The organism is Paucibacter sp. DJ2R-2 (assembly GCF_025717675.1).
In the GTDB taxonomy this organism is placed as follows: Bacteria; Pseudomonadota; Gammaproteobacteria; order Burkholderiales; family Burkholderiaceae_C; genus Paucibacter_A.
In genome coordinates, this window is the sequence record NZ_JAJIRT010000009.1 from 132,937 (window position 1) to 158,447 (window position 25,511).

Annotated in this window: 24 protein-coding genes; 2 read left to right on the forward strand and 22 right to left on the reverse strand. The window is 64.5% G+C overall.

Annotated features, from left to right (window positions below):
• Positions 1-41: 41 nt before the first annotated feature.
• From LNV28_RS19370 to LNV28_RS19455, 18 genes are all read right to left on the reverse strand, one after another.
• Positions 42-1,205, reverse strand: a complete 1,164-nt coding sequence (locus tag LNV28_RS19370; protein ID WP_263519542.1) for an ATP phosphoribosyltransferase regulatory subunit — start codon at positions 1,203-1,205, stop codon at positions 42-44.
• A gap of 117 nt (positions 1,206-1,322) precedes the next feature.
• Positions 1,323-1,499 (reverse strand): DUF2065 domain-containing protein, encoded by a 177-nt coding sequence (locus LNV28_RS19375; RefSeq protein ID WP_263519540.1) that lies wholly within the window; start codon positions 1,497-1,499, stop codon positions 1,323-1,325.
• Between the two features lie 13 nt (positions 1,500-1,512).
• The gene (hflC, locus tag LNV28_RS19380; protein WP_263519538.1) at positions 1,513-2,412 is read right to left on the reverse strand and encodes a protease modulator HflC; all 900 of its coding nucleotides are present in this window, start codon (positions 2,410-2,412) and stop codon (positions 1,513-1,515) included.
• 17 nt (positions 2,413-2,429) lie between these two features.
• Positions 2,430-3,641 (reverse strand): FtsH protease activity modulator HflK, encoded by a 1,212-nt coding sequence (hflK, locus tag LNV28_RS19385; protein ID WP_263519683.1) that lies wholly within the window; start codon positions 3,639-3,641, stop codon positions 2,430-2,432.
• A 110-nt stretch (positions 3,642-3,751) separates the two neighbouring features.
• The gene (gene hflX / locus LNV28_RS19390; RefSeq protein WP_411969997.1) at positions 3,752-5,062 is read right to left on the reverse strand and encodes a GTPase HflX; all 1,311 of its coding nucleotides are present in this window, start codon (positions 5,060-5,062) and stop codon (positions 3,752-3,754) included.
• A gap of 29 nt (positions 5,063-5,091) precedes the next feature.
• Positions 5,092-5,337 (reverse strand): RNA chaperone Hfq, encoded by a 246-nt coding sequence (hfq, locus tag LNV28_RS19395; RefSeq protein ID WP_263519536.1) that lies wholly within the window; start codon positions 5,335-5,337, stop codon positions 5,092-5,094.
• Positions 5,338-5,430: 93 nt separating this feature from the next.
• Positions 5,431-6,768, reverse strand: a complete 1,338-nt coding sequence (gene der / locus LNV28_RS19400) for a ribosome biogenesis GTPase Der (RefSeq protein WP_263519534.1) — start codon at positions 6,766-6,768, stop codon at positions 5,431-5,433.
• Positions 6,769-6,818: 50 nt separating this feature from the next.
• Positions 6,819-7,973, reverse strand: a complete 1,155-nt coding sequence (gene bamB, locus LNV28_RS19405) for an outer membrane protein assembly factor BamB (RefSeq protein ID WP_263519532.1) — start codon at positions 7,971-7,973, stop codon at positions 6,819-6,821.
• Positions 7,970-8,647, reverse strand: a complete 678-nt coding sequence (locus LNV28_RS19410; RefSeq protein WP_263519531.1) for a YfgM family protein — start codon at positions 8,645-8,647, stop codon at positions 7,970-7,972. Before LNV28_RS19410 ends, bamB begins: the two co-directional genes overlap by 4 nt.
• A gap of 50 nt (positions 8,648-8,697) precedes the next feature.
• Positions 8,698-10,020, reverse strand: coding sequence for a histidine--tRNA ligase (gene hisS, locus LNV28_RS19415; protein ID WP_263519529.1), 1,323 nt, complete (start codon positions 10,018-10,020; stop codon positions 8,698-8,700).
• Positions 10,021-10,065: 45 nt separating this feature from the next.
• Positions 10,066-11,370 (reverse strand): flavodoxin-dependent (E)-4-hydroxy-3-methylbut-2-enyl-diphosphate synthase, encoded by a 1,305-nt coding sequence (gene ispG / locus LNV28_RS19420; RefSeq protein ID WP_263519528.1) that lies wholly within the window; start codon positions 11,368-11,370, stop codon positions 10,066-10,068.
• Positions 11,371-11,437: 67 nt separating this feature from the next.
• Positions 11,438-12,424 (reverse strand): helix-turn-helix domain-containing protein, encoded by a 987-nt coding sequence (locus LNV28_RS19425; protein WP_263519527.1) that lies wholly within the window; start codon positions 12,422-12,424, stop codon positions 11,438-11,440.
• Between the two features lie 13 nt (positions 12,425-12,437).
• A complete protein-coding gene (gene pilW / locus LNV28_RS19430; RefSeq protein WP_263569032.1) occupies positions 12,438-13,205 on the reverse strand; it encodes a type IV pilus biogenesis/stability protein PilW in 768 nt (255 codons plus the stop codon).
• A 98-nt stretch (positions 13,206-13,303) separates the two neighbouring features.
• Positions 13,304-14,419 (reverse strand): dual-specificity RNA methyltransferase RlmN, encoded by a 1,116-nt coding sequence (gene rlmN / locus LNV28_RS19435; RefSeq protein ID WP_263519523.1) that lies wholly within the window; start codon positions 14,417-14,419, stop codon positions 13,304-13,306.
• A gap of 150 nt (positions 14,420-14,569) precedes the next feature.
• Positions 14,570-14,995 (reverse strand): nucleoside-diphosphate kinase, encoded by a 426-nt coding sequence (gene ndk / locus LNV28_RS19440; protein ID WP_263519522.1) that lies wholly within the window; start codon positions 14,993-14,995, stop codon positions 14,570-14,572.
• Between the two features lie 119 nt (positions 14,996-15,114).
• Positions 15,115-17,304 carry a pseudouridine synthase gene (locus LNV28_RS19445; RefSeq protein WP_263519520.1) on the reverse strand — a complete coding sequence of 730 codons (2,190 nt, stop codon included), beginning with the start codon at positions 17,302-17,304 and terminating at the stop codon, positions 15,115-15,117.
• Complete coding sequence (gene scpB / locus LNV28_RS19450; protein WP_263519519.1) at positions 17,301-18,035, reverse strand: SMC-Scp complex subunit ScpB; 735 nt, start codon at positions 18,033-18,035, stop codon at positions 17,301-17,303. The genes LNV28_RS19445 and scpB overlap by 4 nt, the downstream gene beginning before the upstream one ends.
• Before the next feature lie 330 nt (positions 18,036-18,365).
• Positions 18,366-19,406, reverse strand: coding sequence for an RluA family pseudouridine synthase (locus tag LNV28_RS19455; RefSeq protein WP_411969998.1), 1,041 nt, complete (start codon positions 19,404-19,406; stop codon positions 18,366-18,368).
• Positions 19,407-19,575: 169 nt separating this feature from the next.
• On the opposite strand from LNV28_RS19455, the gene LNV28_RS19460 reads away from it, so the two are divergent.
• Positions 19,576-20,367 carry an outer membrane protein assembly factor BamD gene (locus LNV28_RS19460; protein ID WP_263519515.1) on the forward strand — a complete coding sequence of 264 codons (792 nt, stop codon included), beginning with the start codon at positions 19,576-19,578 and terminating at the stop codon, positions 20,365-20,367.
• Positions 20,368-20,431: 64 nt separating this feature from the next.
• Here LNV28_RS19460 and yoaA read toward each other — a convergent pair whose 3' ends face one another.
• Together yoaA and LNV28_RS19470 are read right to left on the reverse strand one after the other, a co-directional pair.
• Positions 20,432-22,492, reverse strand: a complete 2,061-nt coding sequence (gene yoaA / locus LNV28_RS19465; protein ID WP_411910561.1) for a DNA repair helicase YoaA — start codon at positions 22,490-22,492, stop codon at positions 20,432-20,434.
• 138 nt (positions 22,493-22,630) lie between these two features.
• Complete coding sequence (locus LNV28_RS19470) at positions 22,631-22,834, reverse strand: YdcH family protein (protein WP_263519513.1); 204 nt, start codon at positions 22,832-22,834, stop codon at positions 22,631-22,633.
• A gap of 51 nt (positions 22,835-22,885) precedes the next feature.
• Here LNV28_RS19470 and LNV28_RS19475 point away from each other — a divergent pair, with 51 nt between their 5' ends.
• A complete protein-coding gene (locus tag LNV28_RS19475; protein WP_263519511.1) occupies positions 22,886-23,653 on the forward strand; it encodes a PP2C family protein-serine/threonine phosphatase in 768 nt (255 codons plus the stop codon).
• Between the two features lie 35 nt (positions 23,654-23,688).
• Here LNV28_RS19475 and LNV28_RS19480 read toward each other — a convergent pair whose 3' ends face one another.
• Both LNV28_RS19480 and zapE read right to left on the reverse strand, forming a co-directional pair.
• On the reverse strand, positions 23,689-24,114 hold the full coding sequence (locus LNV28_RS19480; protein WP_263569033.1) for a hypothetical protein: 426 nt from the start codon (positions 24,112-24,114) through the stop codon (positions 23,689-23,691).
• A gap of 266 nt (positions 24,115-24,380) precedes the next feature.
• Positions 24,381-25,481, reverse strand: a complete 1,101-nt coding sequence (zapE, locus tag LNV28_RS19485; protein ID WP_263519506.1) for a cell division protein ZapE — start codon at positions 25,479-25,481, stop codon at positions 24,381-24,383.
• Positions 25,482-25,511 lie beyond the last annotated feature (30 nt).

Here is a 25,511-nt window from a genome sequence, read left to right on the forward strand (position 1 = left end):
GATAACCCGATGATCAAAAGTAAATCCTGGCGACACGCGGCTCAAAGCGCGCGCACCACCCACTGAGTGTCGACCAGCGCCAGTTCCCGGTCGCAGTCGAATTCGTCGCCTTCGTGCTCGTGCCCTGGCAGCACGCACACCACGGTTTCACCCGCTTCGCGCAGACGCCGCACCGCAGCCCGCAGCTCGGCATCTTCGCCCCAAGGCGCACGCACTGCCGCCCGCAAGGGGCTGGCAGGGCTCAAGGCCTCGAGTGTTTTCAGGTCCAGACTGAAACCCACGGCCGGGCGCCGCCGACCGAACACCGCGCCCACCTCGTCATAGCGTCCACCGCGCAAGACAGCATCGCTGAAGCCCGCGGCATACAGCGCGAAACGCACGCCGCTGTAGTAGGCATAGCCGGTGAGATCCGCCAGATCAAAGCCAATGCGGATATCTGGATGACTGTGCTGCAGATGCAGCGCCAACCATTGCAGATCATCGAGCGCCGCGGCGATCAAGGGGTGAGCCGGAAGCTGCTCGCGCGCACGCGCCAGCACCTCGACACCGCCGAACAGTGACAGCAGACTATGCAGGTACCCTTGTACCGAAGCGGGCAGATCCGCCGCCAAGGCTGCCAGCGCGCCCGCATCCTTGCTGGCCATGGCGGCCACCAGCGCATCGAGTTGGGCCGGTGCCAACGACACATCAGCCAGCACGCCGCGCACCAGGCGGGCATCACCCATGTCCAAGGTGGCCTGCTTCAGACCCGCGTGCTGGACGGCATCGAGCGCCAATTCCAGGACTTCAAGGTCAGCCTCAAGACCGGCGTGGCCATAGATTTCGATGCCGAACTGCAGCGGCTCGCGCGTGGCATGCAAGCCGGCGGGCCGGGTGTGTAGCACCGGGCCGCAGTAACACAGACGGGTCACACCGGCTCGGTTCAGCAAGTGTGCGTCGATGCGGGCAACCTGGGGCGTCGTGTCGGCACGCAGTCCCAGGCTGCGGCCCGAGAGCTGATCCACCAGCTTGAAAGTTTGCAGGTCCAGCGCATGGCCGGTCCCGGAGAGCAGCGAGTCCAGATGCTCCAGCAGCGGCGGCATCACCAGCTCGCAACCGTAGCTGCGGGCCATGTCCAGGAGTTCGCGCCGAAGTTCTTCGATGCGGCGAGCCTGGGAGGGCAGGACGTCAGCAATATGCTCGGGCAGCAGCCAAGCAGAGGCCATGGGGATTCGGGAGGGGGTTAAAAACGCATTGTACCGGCCTCACGGCCGGATTGCCCGTAAACCCAGCGCATTCGCGTGACAAGCGCGCGACTCAATCTGCCTTCACTGCGAAATCCACTACAGTGCCGTGAGCCCGGCCAGCAGACTGATCAGACCGACAAAGCGGATCTGCCCGTCACTCATGGCCAACATGCGCGCGAAGACCTGCCGCCAAGCTGCTGGGCTCAATAAAGGCAGCAAGCCTTCAATCACCAGCATCAAGGCCAGCACGGTCAGCAGGCTGTTGCCACCCACGGCCTACCCGCACTCACTTGCGCGCAGGTGCCGGCGCCTGACCCGCGCCGCCGGAGCCACGCATGGCCTTGAAGAAATCACTGCCCGGGTCAACCACCATCACATCGGACTTGTTGCGGAAGCTGCTGCGGTAGGCCTCGAGCTGACGGTAGAACTGGGCAAATTGCGGGTCACGGCCAAAAGCTTCGGCATACAGAGCGGACGCCTTGGCATCGCCCTCACCCTTGACCTTTTGCGCATCACGATAGGCTTCGGCGACGATCACCTCGCGCTGGCGATCGGCATCGGCGCGAATCTTCTCACCGTCAGCGCCGCCCGTGGAGCGCAGCTCATTGGCCACGCGCTTGCGCTCGGACTCCATGCGGCGATATACGGAATCGGTGATGTTGGCGGAGAAGTCCACGCGCTTGATGCGCACATCGACGATCTCGATACCGAACTGCTTGGCCTCGTCTTCCAGACGCTTGCGCACATCATTCATGACCTTCTCGCGCTCGGTGGCCAGCACCGCCAGCACGGTCCGCTTGGTCACTTCCTCGTTGAAGGCTGCCTGGACGATGGGGCTCAAACGGTTCTCGACATTGCGCATGTCGGAGCCGTTGTTGCGAATGAACTGACGCGGCTCGGAGACACGCCATTTGACCAGCCAGTCAATCACCAGGCTCTTCTTCTCGGCCGTGAAAATGGGGCGCGATTCGGGGCTGTCCAGGGTCTGCACCCGGCGGTCCAACAGCACCGCGTTCTGCAGCGGCGGCGGCAGCTTGAACTTCAAACCCGGTTCGGTGATCACATCCTTGATTTCACCCAGGGCATAGACGACCGCGAACTGGCGCTGGTCGACGATGAAGAGCATGGAGCTGGCCAACATGAAGGCGATCAAGGCGCCGACAGCGACGGAGGCAATACGGTTCATCTCAACACTCCCTGGTCTCAACGTCCGTCGCGGCTGCGCAAGCCGTCGCGCGAACGCATATCGGTATTGCCCACGGTAGCCGGGGCCTCGGTGGTCGGCACCGCAGCAGGCGGCGTGGCCGTGACCGTACCTCCGGCCTGCTGGATCAATTTATCGAGCGGCAGATAGAGCAGATTGGAGCCGTTGCGGCTGTCAACCATGACCTTGCTGACGTTGGAATAGACCTGCTGCATGGTGTCGGTGTAGAGGCGGTCGCGGGTCACGCCCGGCGCCTTCTGGTACTCGCTGAGCACGCTCTTGAAACGCTGCGCATCACCTTCAGCCTGAGCCACCACGCGTGCCTTGTAGCCTTCAGCCTCTTCGCGCAGACGCGCCGAAGTGCCCTGAGCCTTGGGAATCACGTCGTTGGCGTAGGCCTGGCCTTCGTTCTTCAGGCGCTCACGGTCGGCGCCGGCCTTGAAAGCGTCGTCAAACGCAGCCTGCACCTGCTCGGGCGCCTGCACATTCTGGACATTGACGTTTTTGATCAACACGCCGGCCTTGAGGCGATCCATCTGGACCTGCACCGACTTGACCAGTTCAGCGGCAATCGCATCGCGTTGCTCGTACAGCACCGAGTCCATATTGCTCTTGCCGACGATTTCGCGCACGGCCGACTCGGCAGCCAGCGTCACCGCCGCCTCCGGATCGCGGTTCTCGAACAGGAAGTCACGCGCATCCTTGAGCGTGAACTGCACGGTGAAGCGGATGTCGACGATGTTCTCGTCCTGCGTCAGCATCGATGAATCACGCAGGCCGGTGGCAGCCACCACCGAATTGCGCCCGACCTCGACCTGCCGCAACTGGGTCACAGCCACGACTTCGCTGGCCTGGAAGGGAAAGGGCAGCCGCCACTGGAAGCCCGCATCGACGGTCTTGCTGTACTTGCCAAAGGAGGTGATCACCCCCTGCTGGCCTTCCTGCACGATGAAGAAGCCGCTGCCCAGCCAACCCACCAGCACCACGCCGCCGATCAACAGTGCGCCGACACCCGCGCTCTTCATGTCCGGCTGGAAGTTGTTGCCGCCGCCAGCGTCGCCGCCGCCACCTTGACCGCCGCCCGAGGGCTTGCCGCCAAACATGCCGGACAGCTTGCGATTGAAATCGCGCCACAGCTCGTCCAGATCGGGCGGGCCGTCATTGCGACCGTTGTTGTTCAACGTGCGACCGGCCTGCCAGCCTTGCGGCATGAGGCCACGTAGCAAGGCGGCAGCAGCCGCCGCCAGAGGCTTGATGCGGCCGGCAGCGGGGCTGCTCATCACGGGCCGCTCGGGGCTCACGCGCTCGTAGGTGTTCATGCTCATGCCTGTGTGGATTGAGTGGCGGCGGGATCGTCAAAATCGACGTCTGCCTGCGGGTTGTCGGAGTCTTCGAAATCAAGCCGTTCGGAGTCCGCCGCTGTATCTGGGGTGAACTCTTTGGAATTCAAGTCGGCCGGGCGCTGCAGCAACAAGGCCTGGACGATTTGCTCGCGCAGGATGTCAAGACCGCTGCCATCCAGTGCACTGACGAACACGCGCGGCACACGCATACCGACGCTGTCTTCGCTCTGGCGTTCAATCCAGTCGAATCCGGTGCGCGGGCGCTGGCTCTCCTCAAGCATGTCCTGCTTGTTGTAGACCAGGATCTGAGGAATGTGAGCGGCGCCGATGTCTTCCAGCACACGCTCAACCTCGAGCATCTGCTCTTCCAAGACCGGCGAGGCGGCATCGACCACGTGCAGCAGCAGGTCGGCATCGGCGGCCTCCTGAAGCGTGGCACGGAAGGCCTCGACGAGCTTGTGCGGCAGATCGCGGATGAAGCCCACGGTGTCGGACAGGGACACGCTGGTCCCTGCTTGCTCCAGATAGAGCGAACGCGTGGTCGTATCCAGGGTGGCGAACAACTGGTCGGCCGCGTAGGTGCGAGCCTTGACCAGCGCATTGAACAGGGTGGACTTGCCGGCATTGGTGTAGCCGACCAGGGAGACGCGGAACACGCTGTTGCGGGCACGGGCCCGCTGCTGGGTGCTACGCTGACGCTGCACCTTCTTGAGCTTTTCCTTGATGGCCTTGATGCGGTCATCGATCATGCGCCGATCCAACTCGATCTGCGCTTCGCCAGGGCCGCCGCGCATACCGATGCCGCCGCTCTGGCGCTCCAGATGGCTCCATCGGCGCACCAAGCGGGTCGCCAGGTATTGCAGACGAGCGAGCTCAACCTGCATCTTGCCCTCATGGCTCTTCGCGCGCGCCGCGAAGATCTCGAGGATCAGGGCCGTGCGGTCGGCCACAGGCACGCCCAGCACCCGCTCAAGATTGCGTTGCTGAGCCGGCGAGATCGCCTGGTCGAACAGCACCGTATGCGCTTGGTGCATCTGCACCAGCAGCTTGATCTCATCGGCCTTGCCCGAGCCGACGAAGAGCGCCGCATCGGGCGCCTGGCGGCGAGCAATCACCCGCGCCACCGGCGTGTCGCCAGCGGATTCGGCCAGCAAGGCCAATTCATCCAGGGTGGGGTCGAACGTGGATGCAAACGAAGACTTGGCGTGGCGACCAAAATCAACGCCCACAAGAATGGCACGCGCCGCCTCAGAAGGCGGCGTCGTGTGGGTGGAGTCAGCGGAACTCAAGGTGAGGGCAAGGGGCAAAAGCCCAGGGTTCAGTTCGCTTCTTCAGCGCTGTCGGCGGTATGGAAGTTCACCGCGCGACCCGGCACCACCGTAGAGATGGCGTGCTTGTAGACCATTTGCGTGACCGTGTTGCGCAGCAGGACCACGTACTGGTCGAAGGACTCAATATGTCCTTGCAGCTTGATGCCGTTGACCAGGTAGATGGACACCGGCACATGCTCCTTGCGCAGCAGGTTCAGGAAGGGATCTTGCAGGAGTTGGCCTTTATTGCTCACGATATGCTCCGTGTTGTGAGAGGGATTTGAAGGGAACGCCGATCACCTTAACACAGGCCGACCGGCAACGCTGCCGCACCGCCCGGCCCCGTTTCAGCTGTCTTTGTCGCTGAAAGGATTCTTGGACGAACGCATTTCGATGCGCATGGGCGTACCCACCAGCTTGTAGTGAGCGCGGATGCGGCCTTCCAGGTAACGCTTGTAGACCTCGGTCACGCCTTCCAGGGAGTTGCCGTGCACGATCACCAGGGGCGGATTCATGCCGCCTTGGTGCGCATAGCGCAGCTTGGGTCGGAAATGGCCGCTGCGTTTGGGTGTTTGGTGCTCCACCGCTTCCTGAATCAAACGGGTCAGCACTGGCGTGGTCATCTTGCGGTAGGCCGAAGCATAGGCATCGGCCAGCGCACCCCAGAGCGGGCCCAGGCCCTGGCGCTTGAGTGCCGAGATGTTGTGGATCGGCGCGAACTTCAAAAACGCCAAGCGCTGCTCGATCGAGCGCTGCAGCTGCTCGCGCTGATAGCTGTCGATGGCATCCCATTTGTTGACGGCCAGCACCACGGCGCGGCCGCTTTCCAGAATGTAGCCGGCGATGTGCGCGTCCTGGTCGGACACGCCTTGGGTGGCATCCAGCAGCAGCAGCACGACATTGGCATCAGCGATGGCCTGCAGAGTCTTGACCACCGAGAACTTCTCGATCGCCTCAAACACCTTGCCCTTGCGACGCAGACCGGCGGTGTCGATCAGCTGAAACTGCTGGCCATTGCGCTCGAAGGGCACGCTAATGGCATCACGCGTGGTGCCCGGCATGTCGAAGGCCACCAGACGCTCCTCACCGAGCCAGGTGTTGATCAAGGTGCTCTTGCCCACATTGGGGCGGCCGGCCACGGCGAGGCGAATGACGCCGTCGTTCTCGGGCGTGGCCTCTTCGTCTTCCTCGAATTCAAAGGGCTCCAGCACCACTTCCAGCAGGCTGCGGATGCCTTGGCCGTGCGAGGCAGAAATCGGATGCGGCTCGCCCAGCCCCAACTCATGGAACTCACCCAGCAGAGGCGACTCGCTCATGCCCTCGGCCTTGTTCACAGCCAGGAAGATGCGCTTGTTGGCTTGACGCAGATAGCGGGCGATGTCGCTGTCCTGAGCCGACAGGCCCAGGCGCACATCGACCACAAAGACCACCGCGTCAGCCTCCGCCACGGCCTGGCGAGTCTGCTTGGCCATTTCCTTGACGATGCCTGTGGTGCTGTCAGGCTCGAAGCCGCCGGTGTCGATGACGATGAACTCACGGTCCCCGAGGCGGCCGTCGCCGTAGTGGCGGTCGCGCGTCAGCCCGGCAAAGTCGGCCACGATGGCATCCCGGCTCTTGGTCAGCCGGTTGAAGAGCGTGGACTTGCCCACATTGGGGCGTCCGACCAGGGCGATGACGGGTTTCATATTTTTATTGTTCTCACTGCTAGGGGTTCAAAGCCGGTCAAGCCGGGGTCTTACTCAGGCCGCAAGGCGAACAGGCCGCCATTGCGTGTGGCCACCAAAATGGTGTTGCCCAGCACCACCGGCGCCGACTGGATGGCCGAGCCATCGGTCGGCAGGCGCAACTCGGTCTTGCCACTCACCCGGTCCAGGAAATGCACCTGGCCCTCGAAATCGCCGACTACCACATTCTTGCCCACGACCAGCGGTGCGCTGAGGCGGCGGTTCTGGAATTGATCGGCCGTCCAGAGCACATCACCATTGGCCAAGCTCCAAGCGGTCAGACGGTCAGAGGCGTCCGCAGCCACCACGGCGGTGGCGTCGCCACCAATGCCATTCATGCCGCCGACATTGCGGCTCCACAGAACACTGCCGCGCTCGGCATTGACGCAACCGACGGCCGACTGAAAGGCGCGCGCGCAGATCAGATCGCCCTGACGGAAAGACGGCGCCACCAGATCGGCCAGGCGCTCGACTTCATTGGTGCCGCGCGGGTTGGCCACGCTGGCCTCCCAGCGCACGGTACCGCGCAAGGGATCGATACCTGCCATGCGCGGGCCCTGGCCGACGATCAAGGTGTCCTTGAAGGCAGCGATCACGCCAGGCTGAGCCAGGGTCAGAGGTTCACCGGGGCGGCGCAGGGTCCAGAGCGCGCGGCCATCGAGTGCGTCGAAGGCCAGCACTTGACGGTCCACGGTCAGCACGAACACGCGCTCGCCGGCGACCAAGGGCGCCGCCAGCACCGCGCTGGGCAGCGGCTTGCGCCACAGCACACGGCCAGCTTCAAGCACGACGACTTCGTTCTCGCGCGTCACCACGGAGGCGAAGCGCCCGTCGCTGCCGACGCCGGCATTGAGCTTTTGGCCCACTTCAACGCGCCACATGGAGCGACCGTCCTGCGCGTTCAAGGCCTCCACCACGCCGCCGCTGCCCGCGACCACGAACTGCTCGCCCCGTGCTGAGATCGACAAGGGGAACTGGACCGCGTCGACACGCGCACTCCAAACCACCCGTCCAGCAATGCTCGGGCTCAAGGTCTCCAGCGGCGCCGGCTTGGGCGCGTTGGAGGAGCCGAAGATCGAGCAGCCCGACAGCCCGGTCAGCACAGCAGCCGCGGCCAGCGCCAGCAGGCCGGCGCGCAGGCCCGGCAGCTTCAAGGCGCGCTTCACTTGGCGGCTCCCGCAGCTGCCGCATCTTCGGCGGCCGGAGCCACGCCCAGGGTGCTCAGCTTGGCTTCGATCAGGCGGCGATAGTCCTGGTTCTTTTCCAGGGCCGCATAGGCCTTCTGGTACTCGGCACGGGCCAAGTCAGGCTTGGATTGCAGGACCAGCAGGTCACCGCGGCGGTCGGCCTGCAAGGACAGGAAATCCGGCGACTTGATGGCATCCAGCGTCTTGCCCGCTTCGTCGTACTGCTTGGCATCCAACTGCAAGCCAGCCAGGCGCAGGCGGGCCAGATCACGCACCGCCTCTTGCGAAGCCGTGCTGGCAGCCCAGCTCAGGCTGGCACGGGCAGCATCGGCTTGACCCTTGTCGAACTGAGCCTTGGCTGCTTGCAGCGCAGCCTGCGCGGCATAGCTGGTGCCGGGATAACGATCCTTCAGATCGGTGAACACGCGGCCGGCCTTGTCGGCATCGCCGGCCTGCACGGCACGGTCCAGCTCGTCATACATGGCCGCGGCCTTGGCAGCCTGGTCACGCTGGTAGTAGTTCCAGCCGTTCCAACCCGCATAAGCGGCCAGAGCGATGGTCAACGCCCAGGTGATCAGATTGCCCCAGGTTTTCCAGAAAGCCTTCAGCTGGTCCAGCTGTTCTTGTTCTTCGAGATCGAGATGCGACGCCATGAATGAAAGATTCTCGGATTGCGGTGGTGAAAACGGGAGGAAGGCCGCGATTATGCGTTGAGCAGCTCGGCTGCCCAGTCGGCCGCCGACGAAATGCTGCGGGTGTACTGCGCCGCCCCCTCGGGTTGCATTCCCTGGCGGAGCGGCTTGACGGCCACTTCACCACGGGCGACTTCGTCCTCGCCGAAGATCAAGGCAAAGGCCGCGCCGCTGGCATCGGCCTTCTTGAACTGCGACTTCATGCTGCTCTGCCCCGGGTGCAAGACCACGCTGACGCCGGCGCCCCGCAGGGCCTCCAGCGCCACCATGACCTGGGCCAGGCCGTTCGCCGAGGGCACGATGGCGTAGGCATGCGGGGTCGGCGCAGCCGGCGCCACGCCCACTTCTTCGAGCAAGAGCAGCATGCGCTCCATGCCCATGCCGAAGCCCACGGCCGGCGTGGCCTTGCCACCCAGTTGCTCGATCAGGCCATCGTAGCGGCCGCCACCGCAGACCGTGCCTTGCGAGCCCAGCTTGTCGGTGACCCACTCGAACACGGTCAGGTTGTAGTAGTCCAGACCGCGCACCAAGCGCGGGTTGATGCGGTAAGCCACGCCTGCGGCATCGAGGATGGCGCGCACGCCGTTGAAATGCGCCAGCGAGGCCTCGCCCAGGAAATCGAGCAGCTGCGGCGCCGCATTGGCCATTTCCTGCAAGGCCGGGTTCTTGGTGTCCAGCACGCGCAATGGGTTGGTGTAGAGGCGGCGCTGGCTGTCTTCGTCGAGCAGGTCCTTGTGCGCCTCCAGGTGGGCGATCAAGGCCTCGCGGTGAGCGCGGCGCTCGGCCGCTTCGCCCAGGCAGTTCAGCTCCAAGCTGACATGCTCGCCATCCTTCAAGCCCAGCTCGCGCAAAAGGCGGCTGCCCATCAAGATCACTTCGGCGTCGACATCGGGGCCGGCAAAACCCAGGGCCTCGACACCCATCTGATGGAATTGCCGGTAACGGCCCTTCTGCGGCTTTTCGCGGCGGAACATGGGGCCGAAGTAGTAGAGGCGGCGGCCCGAGTCGCGCAGGAAAGAATGCTCGATCATGGCGCGCACCACGCCGGCCGTCATCTCCGGGCGCAGGGCCAGATGCTCGGCCTGGCCATGCTTGTCGGCTCGGTCTTCGAAGGCGTACATCTCTTTTTCGACGATGTCGGTCACCTCGCCGATACCGCGCACGAACAAAGCCGTGGGCTCGACGATGGGCGTGCGCACATTCTGGTAGCCGTAGCGCTGCAGCACGCTGCGCATCTGGGCTTCCAGCCATTCCCAGCGCGCCGAGTCCGGCGGCAGGATGTCGTTCATGCCCTTGACGGCTTGCAACTGGGGCAACTTCTTCGGTTCACTCATGGGTGTGGAATTCGCGGGGTTCTTCTTTTCAAGCAATGCCGGCACTCAAGCCGCTTGCACAGCGCCGAAGCGCTTTTCGATATAGCTCTCGACCAAGGCGTGGAATTCGTTGGCGATGTTTTCGCCGCGCAAGGTCAGGGCCTTTTCGCCGTCAATGAAGACCGGTGCCGCTGGCGCCTCGCCGGTGCCCGGCAGGCTGATGCCGATGTCGGCGTGCTTGCTCTCGCCCGGGCCGTTGACGATGCAGCCCATCACGGCGACCTTGAGGTTTTCCACGCCGGGGTACTTCTTGCGCCAGACCGGCATCTGCTCACGCAGGAAATCGTCGATCTGCTTGGCCAGCTCCTGGAAGGTGGTGCTGGTGGTGCGGCCGCAGCCCGGGCAGGCGGTCACGCTGGGGTTGAAGGCGCGCAAACCCAGGGACTGCAGAATCTCCAGCGCCACCACCACCTCTTGCGTGCGAGATTCGCCAGGCTGGGGCGTCAGCGAGACACGGATGGTGTCGCCAATGCCTTCCTGCAGCAGGATGGACAAGGCCGTGGCCGAGGCCACCGTGCCCTTGGTGCCCATGCCGGCTTCGGTCAGACCCAGGTGCAAGGCGTAATCGCAGCGCTCGCTGAGCGCACGGTAGACCGAGATCAGGTCCTGCACGCCGCTGACCTTGCAGCTGATGATGATGTTGTCGGGGTTCATGCCCAGCTCACGGGCATAGTCGGCCGAACTCAGGGCCGATTGGATCAGCGCCTGGTACATGACCTGCTTGGCATCCCAAGGCTCAGCGCGGGCGGCATTCTCGTCCATCATCTGAGCCAGCAGTTCGGAGTCGAGGCTGCCCCAGTTGACGCCGATGCGCACGACCTTGTCGTACTTGATCGCGGCCTCGATCATCATGGCGAACTGGCGGTCCTTCTTGTCGCCCTTGCCCACATTGCCGGGGTTGATGCGGTACTTGGACAAGGCTTGCGCCATAGCCGGGAATTCGGTCAGCAAGCGGTGGCCGTTGTAATGGAAATCACCGACCAGGGGCACGTCAATGCCCATGCGGTCCAGTTGCTCGCGGATGTGCGGCACGGCTTCGGCCGCCTCGGGCGTATTGACCGTGATGCGCACCATCTCCGAGCCGGCGATCGCCAGCTCCTTGATCTGTATGGCGGTACCGATCACGTCTACTGTGTCGGTGTTGGTCATGGACTGCACGCGCACCGGCGCGTCGCCACCCACAGTGACCACGCGCGAACCCCAACGAACCTGGGCCTGGCGCGAACGACGCGCAGCCGGCTGGGCGGCCGCAATGGCTTGGGAAATGGAAGGCTCCAGCGCTGGGCTGGGCAGGACGGGCGATGCGCTCATGGTGGGTGCTGCTGCTTTGCTGTTCATACCGGCCACACGCCAAGGGCATGGGCTTCGATCAGTTCATTCAATTGAGTTCCAGGCGGGCTACGTTGTCCTTGGAGCGCCCAAGCAGGTCCACCGGCTCGCCGCGCAGGATCAGTTCAGTGCCCGCGACATTACCCACGCGCACGCGCAGCGGCGGCAGACCTTGCAGGGTCTGGGCATCGCCGGGGCGCAGCAGTTTGGAGAGCAAGGTTCGCCCCGAAGAGTCGACCACTTCGACCCAGGACTCCGAACTCACCTTGACTTGCAAGGGCACCGAGCCTGGCGCCGGCGCTGCCACAGGCAAAGCCTCGGGCGCCGCAGCCACGGGGCGGGTCGGCGCTGCCGCGTTGGGTAGCGGTGCAGGCGTAGGGGCAGCACTGAGCGCGGATGGGAGCGGCACAGCACTCGCGACTGGCAGCGAAAGCAAGGCCGCCGTCGGCGCCGAGGCCGGCAGACTGGCAGTCGAAGCTGAAGCCGAAGCCGATGCCGACTGTTGTGTGGCCTCAAGCGCGGATGGCGGCATCAGAGTCGGTGTGGCTTCGACGGGCTCAGCAGTGCTGCTGCCGACACCGCCGCCGCTCGGCAACCAGCCCGCGGGCATCAGATAGACCGCCGCCGCAGCGGCCAACAACAGGGCCGGGCCCCAGACCACCGGACGCTGCACCAGCGCCAGCGAGAAGCCGGCGTCACCCGAGGAACGGTCCCGAAATGGTTGATTGAGGCCGCGCGACATGGTCAGCTCACGGTCCTCGCTGCTCGGCAGCAAGGCCAGCACCGGTGCTGCGTCCACATTGAGCACCCGGCAGATCGCCTTGGCCAGGGCCCGCACAAAGGTGGTGTCCGGCAGTTCTTGCCAGCGGTCGGCCTCCAGCGCCTCCAGCTTGGCTTGCGGCACTTTGAGCATGGCGGCCAAGGCAACGATGTGCAGGCCGCGCTGCTGGCGTGCCTCGCGCAGCCAGGCGCCGGCAGTCTGGCGCGGCGCGGCCGCGCCAGAGCCAAGTCCTGCCTCGCTCAGGATCGAAGACATGCGTTCTCCCTCTTCACTCATCGAAGCGCCCGTTGTTGAAGGCCTGCAGTTCTGGCGACTGCGGATGGCGGCGGCGCAGCAACTGGCTGAGCTGCTCCACGCCACTTTGATTGTTCATGCGTCGTTCAATGCGCAGCGCCAGCCACAAGGTTTGGGCATTGCTCTGCTCGGACTGGGCATTGACGCGATTGATGTAGAAGCGGGCCCGCTCGAACTGCTGATTGCGGTACAGCACTTCCGCCAGATTGACGGCCACGGCCGGATTGGCGGGATCAAACTCGAAGGCCTTGACCAGGCTGGCTTCGGCGTCGGCCAAGCGGCCCGCACGCGCTTCACAGACGCCCTTGGCCAGGTAGGTGCGCGCCGGCGCGCGGTAGCTGGGCGAGGCCAGGGCCTGGTCGAAGCGACTGTTCGCCTCGGCCCAACGCTGCTGCTGGCAAAAGAGCCAGCCATAGTTATGCAGGGTGTCCGGATCTTGCGGGTAGAGCGTCAGGGCGCGGCGGAAGTTCTCGTCCGCCAACTGGGGCTCACCCATGGCCGCGTAGACCAGGCCGCGCAAATTGATGGCCTCGCGCATGTCCGGTTTGACCGCCAGGGCTTGCTTGATCTCGTCCAGCGCCGTGTTGTGCTGACCGCGCGCGAAATAGCCGGCCGCCAATTCCAAGCGAACACCAGCCCGGCGATCCGCATCGGTCTGGTCAGAGTCGGTACGCGGCCCAGAACTGCTGGGCGCCGGCGCCGCACATGCAGCCAATACCAGCACCAAGCCCGCCAACAGCATGCGGGAGCCGGACCTCAGCATCAGAGACCCAAAACCTGTGTCATCAGTTTTTTTCATCGGGCTGTTGTCTTCACCAGGGCTTCGAAATTGAATGGCAATCAGGGAGAACTTGCGCCTTTTACCACCACCGGCGCACGCACCATGCGAATGTGGGCCTGGGTGCGGTCCTGCACCTCACCCGCCAGTTGCCCGCAGGCCGCGTCAATGTCATCGCCACGCGTCTTGCGCACCGTCGTCACCAGGCCGGCGTTGAGCAGCACCTCGGCAAACGCCTTGACGCGCTCGTTTGAGCTGCGCAACAAGCCGGAAGCAGGGAACGGATTGAACGGGATCAGATTGATCTTGCAAGACACATGACCGCGCAGCAGCTTGACCAAGGCATGCGCCTGCTCGGGCGTGTCGTTGACGCCGTCCAGCATGCAGTACTCGAAGGTGATGAAGTCGCGCGGCGCCTTGTCCAGATAGCGATTGCAGGCATCCAGCAGCTCGGCAATTGGGTACTTCTTGTTCAGCGGCACGAGCTGGTCGCGCAGCGGATCGGTCGGCGCGTGCAGGGACACGGCCAGGGCCACCGGGCAGTCCTCGCGCAGGCGGTCGATCATGGGCACCACGCCCGAAGTCGAGACCGTCACGCGGCGGCGCGACAGGCCGTAGCCATGGTCGTCCAGCATCATGCGCAGGGCCGGCACCAGCGCGTTGTAGTTTTGCAGGGGCTCGCCCATGCCCATCATCACCACATTGGAGATGATGCGTTCATCGCGGCCCAGGTCACGGCGCAGCTGGTGCTCGGCATACCAGAGCTGGGCAATGATTTCCCAGGTCTCGAGATTGCGGCTGAAGCCCTGGTGGCCAGTGGAGCAGAAACGGCAGCCCACGGCGCAACCGGCCTGGCTGGACACACACAGCGTGCCGCGATCACTCTCGGGGATGTAGACGGCTTCCACGGCATTGCCGGCGCCGACGTCAAACAACCATTTGACCGTGCCGTCCGAGGAGCGGTGTTCAGAAATCACCGGCAGCGCCTGGATATGCGCCCGGGTGGCCAGTTTGTCGCGCAGCGACTTGGCCAGGTCGGTCATCTGAGTGAAATCAGATGCACCTTTTTGATGGATCCAGCGGAACAGCTGGGTGGCGCGAAAGCGCTTTTCCCCCAGCTGCTCACAGTACGCAGCCAGGCCTTCCAGATCGAATCCAAGCAGGTTGACCGCGTCCATGATCTTGCCTCTATCTCTTGTCGTCAGGGCGGGTGCCGCAAGGGCGCCGCCCTGGTTTGCAAAAACCGCCGCAAGCCCGAAGGCCGGCAGGCGGTTCACAGCTCTAACTCACAGCCTCCAGGCTGCCAGCACAAGAGGCGTCAGACCGAATTAACGGCTGTAGACATTCATGCCGGGGAAGAAGAACGCCACTTCAGCGGCGGCCGTCTCGGCGGCGTCAGAGCCGTGCACGGCATTGGCGTCGATGCTGTCGGCGAAGTCAGCGCGGATGGTGCCCTTCTCGGCCTTCTTCGGGTCGGTGGCGCCCATCAGGTCGCGGTGCTTCAGGATGGCGTTCTCGCCTTCCAGAGCCGAGATCACGACCGGACCGGAGATCATGAAGTTCACCAGGTCGTTGAAGAAAGGACGTGCCTTGTGCACGGCGTAGAAAGCTTCGGCTTCGCCGCGCGACAGATGGGTCATCTTGGCCGCCACGATCTTCAGGCCTGCGCCTTCAAAACGGGCGTAGATTTGGCCGATCACGTTCTTGGCGACGGCATCGGGCTTGATGATGGAAAGGGTACGTTCGATCGCCATGGTATTTCTCCTGAAATCTAAGGGCTTGGCAAAACCCGCGATTGTACTGTGTGCCGGTGTCAGCGCTGTTTCAGCGGCCGCCGGAGCGACCACCGAAATGCGCCTTGCGGCACGGCAAATCAGCGCTTGCGGCCACCGAAGCCGCCACCACTGCGGCCGCCGCCACCACTGTTGCTGCCCTGCCCGCCTTGGCCACCGCGGCCGCCGCCGCCACGCCCGGTGCGACGCACAAAGGCATCGGCACCGATATAACCCACCGAGGTCTGCATGGGATCGGGTTGGCGCGGGCCGTCACCGCCTTGACCACCACGCCCGCCACGGCCCTGGCCGCCACGCGGCTCCTGGCTGCTGCTGCCACCGGCACCAAAACCCTGCGGGAAGCCACGGCCCTTGTTGCCCGCAAAACGGCGGTCAAAAGTTTGCTCCAGCGGGTTGATGTTGCGCGGAATCACATCGTCAAAATCATCATCGCCACGGTCCAAGTCGCGATCCCGGTTGGGGGCAGCTTCCTGGTTGCGCGGACGCTCACGATCGGGCCCGCGCTCATTGCGCTCCGGACCGCGAGGCTCGGGTGCCCGGCTGGGGCGCGGCCCAACACCAGCATGACGACCATCGGCACGGCGGCCACGCGAACGGTCGGCATTGCGGTCAGGGCCGGCACCGCGCTCGCCACCACGCTCATTGCCACGATCACCGCCGCGGTCATTGCCGCGCGGAGCACGCTCCTGACGTTCACCACGCGGTTCGCCACGATCGTCGCGACCACGCCCCTGAGACTCACCACCGGCCAAGCGACGGATGACACGCACATCCTCTTCGCCCAACTCAATCCAAACGCAACGCTTCAGGCCGCGCGGCAAGACCACGGTGCCATAGCGGATGCGGATCAGGCGACTGACGGTCAGGCCCACGGTGTCGAACAGCTTGCGCACTTCGCGGTTGCGGCCTTCGGTGATGACCACACGGTACCAGTGGTTCACACCCTCGCCACCGCCATCCTCAATGCTCTTGAAGGCTGCCTTCTGGCCTTCAACGATGACGCCATCCAACAGGCGCGCCTTTTGATCGGGCGTCAGCGTACCCAGCACACGAACCGCGTACTCGCGCTCCACGCCGAAGCGCGGGTGCATCAGCTGGTTGGCCAACTCACCGGAATTGGTGAACAGCAACAGACCTTCGGTGTTGATATCCAAGCGACCGACCGACTGCCACTTACCCTGCTGCAAACGCGGCAGATGGCGGAACACGGTCGGGCGACCTTCCGGATCGTTGAAGGTGACGACTTCACCCGCCGGCTTGTGATACGCCAGGATGCGGGGCGCCGGCGGCGAGATGCGCACACGGATCGGCTTGCCGGCCACACGAACCTGATCGCCAAATGAAATGCGCTGGCCGATATGGGCCACTTCGCCGTTCACCTCGATCTTGCCGTCGGCGATCATGTCTTCGATGTCGCGACGCGAGCCAATGCCGGCCTGGGCCAGCACTTTCTGCAGCTTGGGCGCGTCGGGCTCAGCGGCCAGCACGCGCTTGGTATCGACCTCTTCCTCGTCGGCTGCCACGGCAGCCTCAGGAACTTCGTCCTCGCCACCATCAAACTCACCCGCCAGCACTTCAGCAAAGCGCTCGCCCACGGCTGCCAGCACCTCTGGCGCCGGTGCCACGGCCTGCACCGCGACACGGGCCGGACGCTCGGCGCCCTCGCCTGCCGGCGCACCCTCGACACCTTCGACGCGATTGGGTCGGTCCTTGCGACCGCGACGACGGTTGCGATTGCGGCCACCGCGCTCGCCGGCCTCGCCAGATTCAGCATCGTCACCCGCAGAACCGCCTTCAGCCGATTCAACCGAGTCGGCCGACGCCGACGACGCCACCGCTTGCTGGGGCTCAATCTCGGGTGCCAGTGTGAACACCGGCTTGCGCTCGGCCGGCGCCGGCGCGACGGCGGCATCAGCCTCCGGCTGGGCTTGCACAGTCTTGGCGGCAGCCGTCTTGCGCGGGGCCCGGCGCTTGGGGGCTTCGGCTTCGCTCTGCACCTCGGCAAGCACCGGCTCCGCGGCGACCACAGCGACCTCTGCCTCAGCGGCAGGCTTCTTGGCTGCCGTCTTGCGCGGTGCGCGCAGCTTCACCGGCGCGGCTTCCGCCGCCGGCTCCACTGCCGCAGCAGGCGCACCGGCCTCGGCCGTCGCAGTCACCGCCGCCACTTTGGGCTTGGCCGGAGCGCGCTTGCGCTTGGGCGCAGCGGCTTCACCGCCTTCGGCAGCTTGGGTACTGGAGTCGGCTTGGGGATCGGTTTCGTTGGAATTCATGCGTCGGGTTGCACCGGTTCGGCGGCGTCAGTCTGAGGGTCCGGCAAGGCCGGAACGGATGCGCCGATATCGTTGCCGATAGGCGCGGAACTTGGTTCTGCTGGCAGATCCACAGCGGGTTCTGCCGATTCTTTTTCATTCACATCTTCGGAAGGTGGCTCACCTTCCAGCAACTGGCCTTGCAGCCCCGCCACTTCGGCCAAGGCCGCAGCAGGCAGTTGCCCGGCATCGAGCTCAGGCAGTTGCTCCAGGCTGTTCAAACCCAGATCGTCGAGAAACTGCTGGGTCGTCGCATACAAGGCCGGTCGCCCGGGCGCTTCGCGATGACCGATCACATCAATCCAAGCCCGATCTTCGAGCTGCTTGACGATCTGGGTGGAGACCACCACACCGCGAATATCCTCAATATCACCCCGCGTCACCGGCTGCCGGTAGGCAATGATGGCCAGGGTCTCCATCACGGCTCGCGAATAGCGCTGCGGCTTTTCGGGGTGCATTCGATCCAGGAACTCACGCATCTCGGGCCGACTTTGAAAACGCCAGCCACTCGCCACAGCCACCAACTCGACGCCCCGGCCCTCCCAATCACGGGACAACTCATCCAGCACCATGCGCAAGGTATCTGGGCCGACCGCGTCGACAAACAAGCTGCGCATTTCGCGCAGCGTCAAAGGCTGCTGGGCGCAAATCAGCGCGGTCTCGAGGACGCGCTTAGCATCCTGTGTGTTCATTGACTTTCGTCATCATTCCCGTTTCATGCGGGTGTTTACTTGTCCCGGCCTTGCTGGGTCGGGCGCTTGGCTTCAAGCCATGCCAGTTGCGCATTGACACTCGGGCCAGGGAGGCAGCGCCGGGTCGGCATTGCGTCCATTCCAACTGTCAGACAAGAGGCGGGCTGGGTTTGTGGCTGGGGGCTGCGCGGCGTCTGCATCGACATCGGCACGACATCGACCCCGAACCCGCGGCACCACCGCACCGAGCTTGAGACACGCGACGCGGGCCAGGGACTGCCACCCACGTTTCATATGCTGCATCATCAACTGTGCGCGATTGTAGCGCCCTCAATCGAAGATCGGCGGCAAGCTCAGCGGCGGCAGATCCAGCTGTTCCCAAGCAGCAGCCAAATCGGCCGGCAAGCCAGCCTCAAATTGCAAGGCGGCACCGCTGACCGGGTGGGCGAAAGAGAGCCGTGCGGCATGGAGCGCCTGACGCGTCAAACCCAGAGCCGGGACGCCTCCATACAGCGCATCGGCGACCAGAGGGTAGCCCTTGTAAGCCAAGTGAACCCGGATCTGGTGGGTGCGGCCGCTGTGCAACACACAGTGCACCGCACTGATGCTGCGCACCCCCTGCTCACCCATGCCCAGCAGATAGACATCGGTGCGCGAAGGCTTGCCGGTAGCCAGCACTGCCATCTTGATGCGCGAGATCAAGTCGCGACGCAGCGGCGCGTCCACGGTCATTTCCTCGGGCACCCGGCCATAGGCCAGGGCCACATACTCGCGGTGCACCTCGCGCGCCGCGATCATTCGGGTCAGCGCCGTCACGGCTTCACGGCTCTTTCCCACCATCATCAAGCCGCTGGTGTCCTTGTCCAGGCGGTGGACGATGCCAGCACGAGGCAGCGAGGCTGCGGCCGGGTGGTAGGCCAGCAAACCGTTCATGACGGTACCGGTCCAATTTCCGGACGCGGGATGAACCACCATGCCTGCCGCCTTGTTGAGCACGAGCAAATGCTCATCCTCATAGACGATGTCCAGGGGCAAGACTTCGGCCCGGAAGGCCCTGCTTTCTTCCGTGGGTTGCAACTCGACCCGCACGCGCTGGCCGGCCTGCAACTTGCGCGACGCGCTGGGCGCCGGTTGGCCGTTGATGCTGACGCAGCCCCGCTCAATCAGGCTTTGCAGGTGGTTGCGCGAAAACTCGGGCGCCAGGTCCACCATCCAACGATCCAGGCGCTGGCCATGCCAGCCGGCATCCACCAAAGCTTCGCGGACCTCGACGGTCTCGTCTGCCGCTACTGCGGGGTCTTGTTCGCCGTCCCATTCATCGTCGCCATCCACGGGCGCGAGGGTCGGACTTGCAGGCAGAGCCTGAACCATATAATCGTTGCTCCGTCTTCAGCTGAGGGCCGGTGATGAGCACCGGCCTGTAGGGATCATGATCGAAAATTGCGTGGAGCGCCGCCTGGCGCGGGCATCAAACGGCTTGCCAGCCCAATCGCTCCAAGAGCAGCGCCAAGAGGCTTCAGTGGCGGGATTTCCCCGGACTGTGGCTTGGCGTTCAGGCCTGATCGCGGCCCTCGCCCTGGCCCTGGCAGCCTGTTCATCGGCCCCCAAGGACGACCCGAATTCTCAGGCCAGTCTGGACAAATTGTACTCAGAGGCCAAGGACGACCTGAGTTCCGGCAGTTACGACCGCGCCATCAAGAGCCTGGAACGCATCGAAGGCCGGGCCGCAGGCACGGTGGTGGCCCAGCAAGCCCAGCTCGATCTGGCCTGGGCCTTCCACAAGAGCGGAGAGCGCGCTCAAGCGGTCAGCACCCTGGACCGCTTCATCAAGCTCAACCCGTCCAGCCCGGCCATGGACTACGCGCTCTACATGAAGGGCCTGGTCAATTTCAACGAAGACCTGGGCCTGTTCGGCCGCCTGGCCAGCCAGGACATTTCCGAACGCGACCAGCAAGCTTCACGCGATGCCATGTTGGCATTCAAGCAGCTGATCGACCAGTTCCCGGATTCCAAGTACTCGGCCGAAGCTCGCATCCGGGTGGACTACATCACCAACACCCTGGCGGTGTATGAAGTCCATGTGGCCCGCTACTACTTCAACCGCGGCGCCTATCTGGCGGCGGCGAACCGCGCCCAGCAGGCCGTGCAGGAATTCCAGCGCGCCCCGGCCGCCGAGGAAGCCCTGTTCATCCTCGCCCAGAGCTATGACAAGCTGGACCTGCCCGCCTTGCGAGACGACGCGACCCGCGTGCTCAAGCAAAGCTTCCCGGCCAGCCCATACCTGAGCGGCGACTACGACGGCGGCAAGAAGGCCTGGTGGCGCTTCTGGTGACACGCCGGCCACACAGCCTGCATCACTGAACATCGAACGCGTGCCAAGGCACGCGTTTTTCATTTCAGACCGGCAGACGCTCGGCGGCCAACTGCGCCAGCCAAGCCAGTGCCTGGCCCTCATCGTTCAAGGGCGTCATGGGCGGCAGGGCGGCACGCAAACGGCGACCGTAGTTCATGCCAGCCATGCGCGGGTCGCAGACCACCAGCAGCCCACGGTCTTGCTCGGTACGAATCAAGCGGCCGGCACCCTGCTTGAGGGAAATGGCGGCTTCGGCGATGAAGTACTCCGAGAAGGCATTGCGCCCCGCCGCCTCCAGCCGCTGCACCCGCGCCTCGACCAAGGGGTCATTGGGGGGCGGAAACGGGAGCTTGTCGATCAGCACGCATTGCAGCTTGTCACCGGGCACGTCAATGCCCTCCCAGAAACTCGCCGAACCGACCAGCACAGCGCTGGGGTTGTCGAGAAACTGCTGCAGCAGCAAACGCTTGGGCGCAGCGCCCTGCTGCAGCACCGCGATCGCATCGCAGCCGGCTTCGAACTCGGCGCGCAGGCCGTCGCCAATGATTTGCAGCGCGCGCAGGGTGGTGGTCAGCACAAAGGTGCGCCCACCGAGCGCGCGGGCACAGCGCGCAGCCATGGCGGCGACCTGAGGCGCGTGATCGGGCTCATTGGGCTTGGGGAAGCCGCGCGGCACATAGAGCCGCGCATTTTCGGCGTAATTGAATGGGCTGCCGACGCGCAGCACGGTGGCCTGCTCGAGACCAGCCGGCTCGGTGAACCAGCTCAAGCGCTCGTCTTCACCGAGGGTGGCGGACGTGAAGATCCAAGCCTTAGGGGGCCCCTGGAGCTGCTCCTGCATCGCCTCGCGGATATCAAGCGGCGACTGCACCAAGCGCGCCTGATGCGGGCTCAAATCGATCCAGCGCACATCACCAGGCTCGGGCTCCTGCGCAAAAGTCTCGGCCAGCTCGCGCAAGGCCACGGCGCGTTCGTGCAGCCTGAGGAAGTCAGGCGAAAGCTCGGTCACCGTGGCCAAGCATTCAATCGCCTGCTCGGCCGCCGCCGCCACTTCCTGCAATGCCGCGTCAAAGCCGGGCCGACCGGCGCGCTCTTTCCAGCTCAGCTTGAGCATGCCGCGCACCTCGCGCCCGGCGGTGGCCAAGGGACCAGCGCAAACCAGGCGCAGCTCGCGCGCAGCCAGCTCCATGCGCGCCTGCAAAGCCTGCCAGTCCTGCAAGCCGCGGGCCTGTGCCAGACCCAGGCCGAGCAGATCGCGGCCAAAGTCCAGCAGCTGCGAGCTGCCCAGCAAGGTGCCGAGAAACTGCACACCCGCCTCGGCCAGCTGATGCGCCTCGTCAAAGACGGCAAGATCGACGCTAGGCAGCAGCTCGGCGACACCGCTGTCGCGCAGCGTCACGTCGGCGAAGAAAAGGTGGTGATTCACCACCACCACATCCGCCTCCATGGCCTCGCGCCGCGCCTTGACGACAAAACAGGACTTGAACTCCGGGCACTCCGAACCCAGGCAGTTGTCGCGGGTGGAGCTGACCAGAGGGATCACGGGTGAGCGCTCGTCCAGCCCATCCATCTCGGCCAGATCACCGCTCGATGTGCCCTGCGCCCAGCGCTCCACCCGCGCCAAGGCCATGACCGCACGACGATCGGGCAGCTCGGCGCTGTGGCGCGCCTGATTCATTCGGTGCAGGCAGAGATAGCTGCCCCGACCCTTGAGCAGGGCGATGCGAACCGGCACTTGCAGGGACTGACACAGGCGCGGCAGATCGCGCATATAGAGCTGGTCCTGCAAATTCTTGGTCGCCGTGCTGATCAGCGCGCGCCCGCCGCTGAGCAGGGCCGGCACCAAATAGGCAAAGGTCTTGCCGACCCCCGTGCCCGCCTCCACCACCAGGGTTTCGCGTCGGGCAATCGCCTGCGCCACCGCCTGAGCCATGGCCAGCTGCTGTTCGCGTGGCGCGTAGCCGGGATCACTGCGCGACAAGGGGCCTCCGACATCGAAGGCCGCCACCACCCATTGCTCAAGTTCGCTGGCCTGCAGAGTCGGCGCCACGTCTAGAGCAGCCACGAAGTCTGCGTCCAGCTCGCCGGCAGGAGCTTCGTCCATGACGGGCCATTCGGGCGGCATGTTGGCGTTGTCGGAAGGAAGATCAGCAGCGGTCACATCAATTCAGCGCGCAGGCTGTCTCGCTAGATTCAAAGTGGAGGCCACGCCCCCGAGGCCGGCAGAAAGCCCAGAAAGCGATCAGGCGAGCTCGTCCGGACCGCTGGCCATTTCCAGCCGCGAGATCAGGTCGCGCAGCTGCAAGCGTCGCTTCTTGAGCCGCCGCAAACTCAGCTCATCCAGCGGCAGCTCCAGCGCGACGCGATCAATCAACACATCCAGATCGCCATGTTCGATGCGCAGTTCGATCAAGCGGCGCGACTGAGAGTGAAGTTGTTCATCCATGAGGGCTTTGCCCGGGCGAAGTGGCGCAGTTTAACGTTTATAGTTTTCGGCATGACGCGCACTCCTCCAGGCTTTCGCCTGAGCGCGGCCACCGGCATTCATCGCGGCGACCGCCTGTACCAGCAAGATCAGGTTCAAGTCCTGACCCATGCCCGCCTGAGCGGCTGTCTGCTGGCCGTGGTGGCCGACGGCATGGGCGGCAAAAGCGGCGGGCGCAAGGCCTCCGACCAGGTCATGCTGACGGCCCAGCAACTGTTCGAACGCTTTTCACCCGAAAGCGAAATGCCGCAGACGCTGCTGGACCAGTTGGTGGCCGAAGCCCATTTGATGATCAAGCTGACCGCCTTGTCGGCGGAAGAAGAGCCGCACAGCACCGTGGCCGCTTATTTGATCGGGCCAGACCGGCATTGCCACTGGATCCATTCAGGCGATTCGCGCATCTACCATTACCGCGGACCCAATCTGGTCAAGCGGACCATGGACCATTCCTATGTGCAGCGCCTGGTCGATGAAGGCCAGATCAGCGAAGCCGAAGCCAGCAGCCATCCGCAGTCCAATCTGCTGACCGGCTGCCTGGGCACGGTGGCCGAGCCCACCATCAGCACCCACACGATTGAAAACCTGGTCGCAGGCGACACCTTGATGTGCTGCAGCGATGGCCTTTGGCACTACTTCAGCGCCAATGAGATCGGCACCGTGCTGCACAGTCTGCCACCCCGGGAAGCCGCCGAACTGCTGATCAGCAAAGCCCGTCAACGGGCACGCGGAGGCGGTGACAACCTGTCCTTGGCGATCACCAAGTTTGAGCCCTTGAGCTGAGGCGGCGCGGCACTTCTTGCGTCTGCAGCGCCTTTTCAGCGCGCCCCGCTGGCCGGCGCCGACGCCGCCCGCAATGCAGCGATCTCCGCAGCGCTGGGCACCGGCAAAGGAGGCGCCAGCGCTTTCTTACGCTGCTCCTGGCGCTGTTTCACATCCCGTTGATGCGCCTGCAAGATGCGCTCCTGCTCGGCTCGCTGTGAGGCGTGCCGTTTTGCCGTCTGTTCTGCTTGCTGCTGCTTGAGCTGCGCACCAGCCCCTGGCGACGCTTTACCCAGCTTTCGAACCGCCGCCGATGCGGCCGCCGGCGGCGCGGCAGACGCCTCGGGCCGCAGAAGCGCCTGGCTGCGTCGCTCAGCCTCCTCCGCGGCAAACTCCTGCTGTCGCTGTTGCACGCGTTCACGCTGCGCTTGCGCACGCGCACTGCGCAACTGGGCTTCGATTTCATCCTCTCGCTGCTTCAAGGGTCGCAGCTGCGCTTGGTGCTGCAAGCGCAGCTGCTCGATGCAATCATTGACCGCAAACTTCCGATGGCAATCGGCCACAGCGACAAGGTAGGCGGATTCAAGCCGATCTTGGGACTGCTTGAGGCGGCGCAGCTCGGCCTGCTCGGTTGCGTTGCCAGGCGAAGCAGGCTCCGCGGCTTGCGCCAACGACATGCCCCGAGCCAAGAACAGCGCCAGCATCAAAGGCAAAGCAGGCATCCAGCCCGCGAATCCAAACGGCGCCTTCATGTCAGCGAGGTATCGACATCACGCCGGGACAGCGACAGATACTCCTGCGACTGCATCTCTTGCAGGCGCGAGACCGTGCGCGGGAACTCATGGGCCAGCGGGCCGTCGGCATACAGCTGCTCGGGCGGCACGGCGGCCGAAATCACCAGCTTGACGCGGCGGTCGTACAGCACATCGACCAGCCAGGTAAAGCGTCGCGCCTCACTGGCCAGGCGCGGCGGCATTTCCGGCACATTGGACAGGATCAGGGTATGAAACTGGGTGGCCAGCTCCAGATAATCGTTCTGCGAACGCGGGCCGCCGCAGAGCTGAGCAAAGTCAAACCACACAACGCCCCCAGCACGGCGCCGGGCGCGGATCTGGCGCTGCTCGATCTGCAGACGCGGGTCTTCGTCGCGCGCCTCGGCCAGGGCCTCGAAGGTGGCGGTCAGAGCAGCTTCAGCCTCATCACCCAGCGGCTGGTGGTAGAGCTGAGCCTGGTCCAGGGTGCGGCGACGGTAGTCGAAGCCGTTGTCCACATTGATCACCTCCAGCTTGGCCTTGAGCAGCTCGATGGCCGGAAGGATGCGGTCGCGATGCAGGCCGTTCGGATACAAGCCGTCAGGGTGAAAGTTGGAGGTGGTGACGATGGAAACACGGTTCTTGAACAGGGAATCCAAGAGGCGATACAGGATCATCGCGTCGGTCACGTCCGAGACATGGAACTCGTCAAAGCAGATCAGGCGGAAGCGCTTGGCGATGCGTTTACCGAGCTCCTCCAGCGGGTCGGCAATGCCCTTGAGTTCCAGCAGCTCGCGGTGCACCTCACGCATGAACTCATGGAAGTGCAGCCGCGTCTTGCGCGTCAGCGGCACGGCCTGGAAGAAGCAATCCATCAGAAAGCTCTTGCCCCGCCCCACCCCGCCGAACATGTAGACGCCGCGCGGCAGCGGCGGGCGCACCAGCAGCTTGGTCACGGCATTGCTGCGCCGCGCCTTGTAGTCGGCCCATTCGTCCTGGCAGCGCTGCAGCGCCGCCACGGCGCGCAGCTGCGCGGGGTCGGCGGTGTAGCCGCGCTCGGCCAGGGTTTGCTGATAAAGCTCGGTAACGCGGGTCATGAGAGAAACACTACAACCTTCTTCGAGATG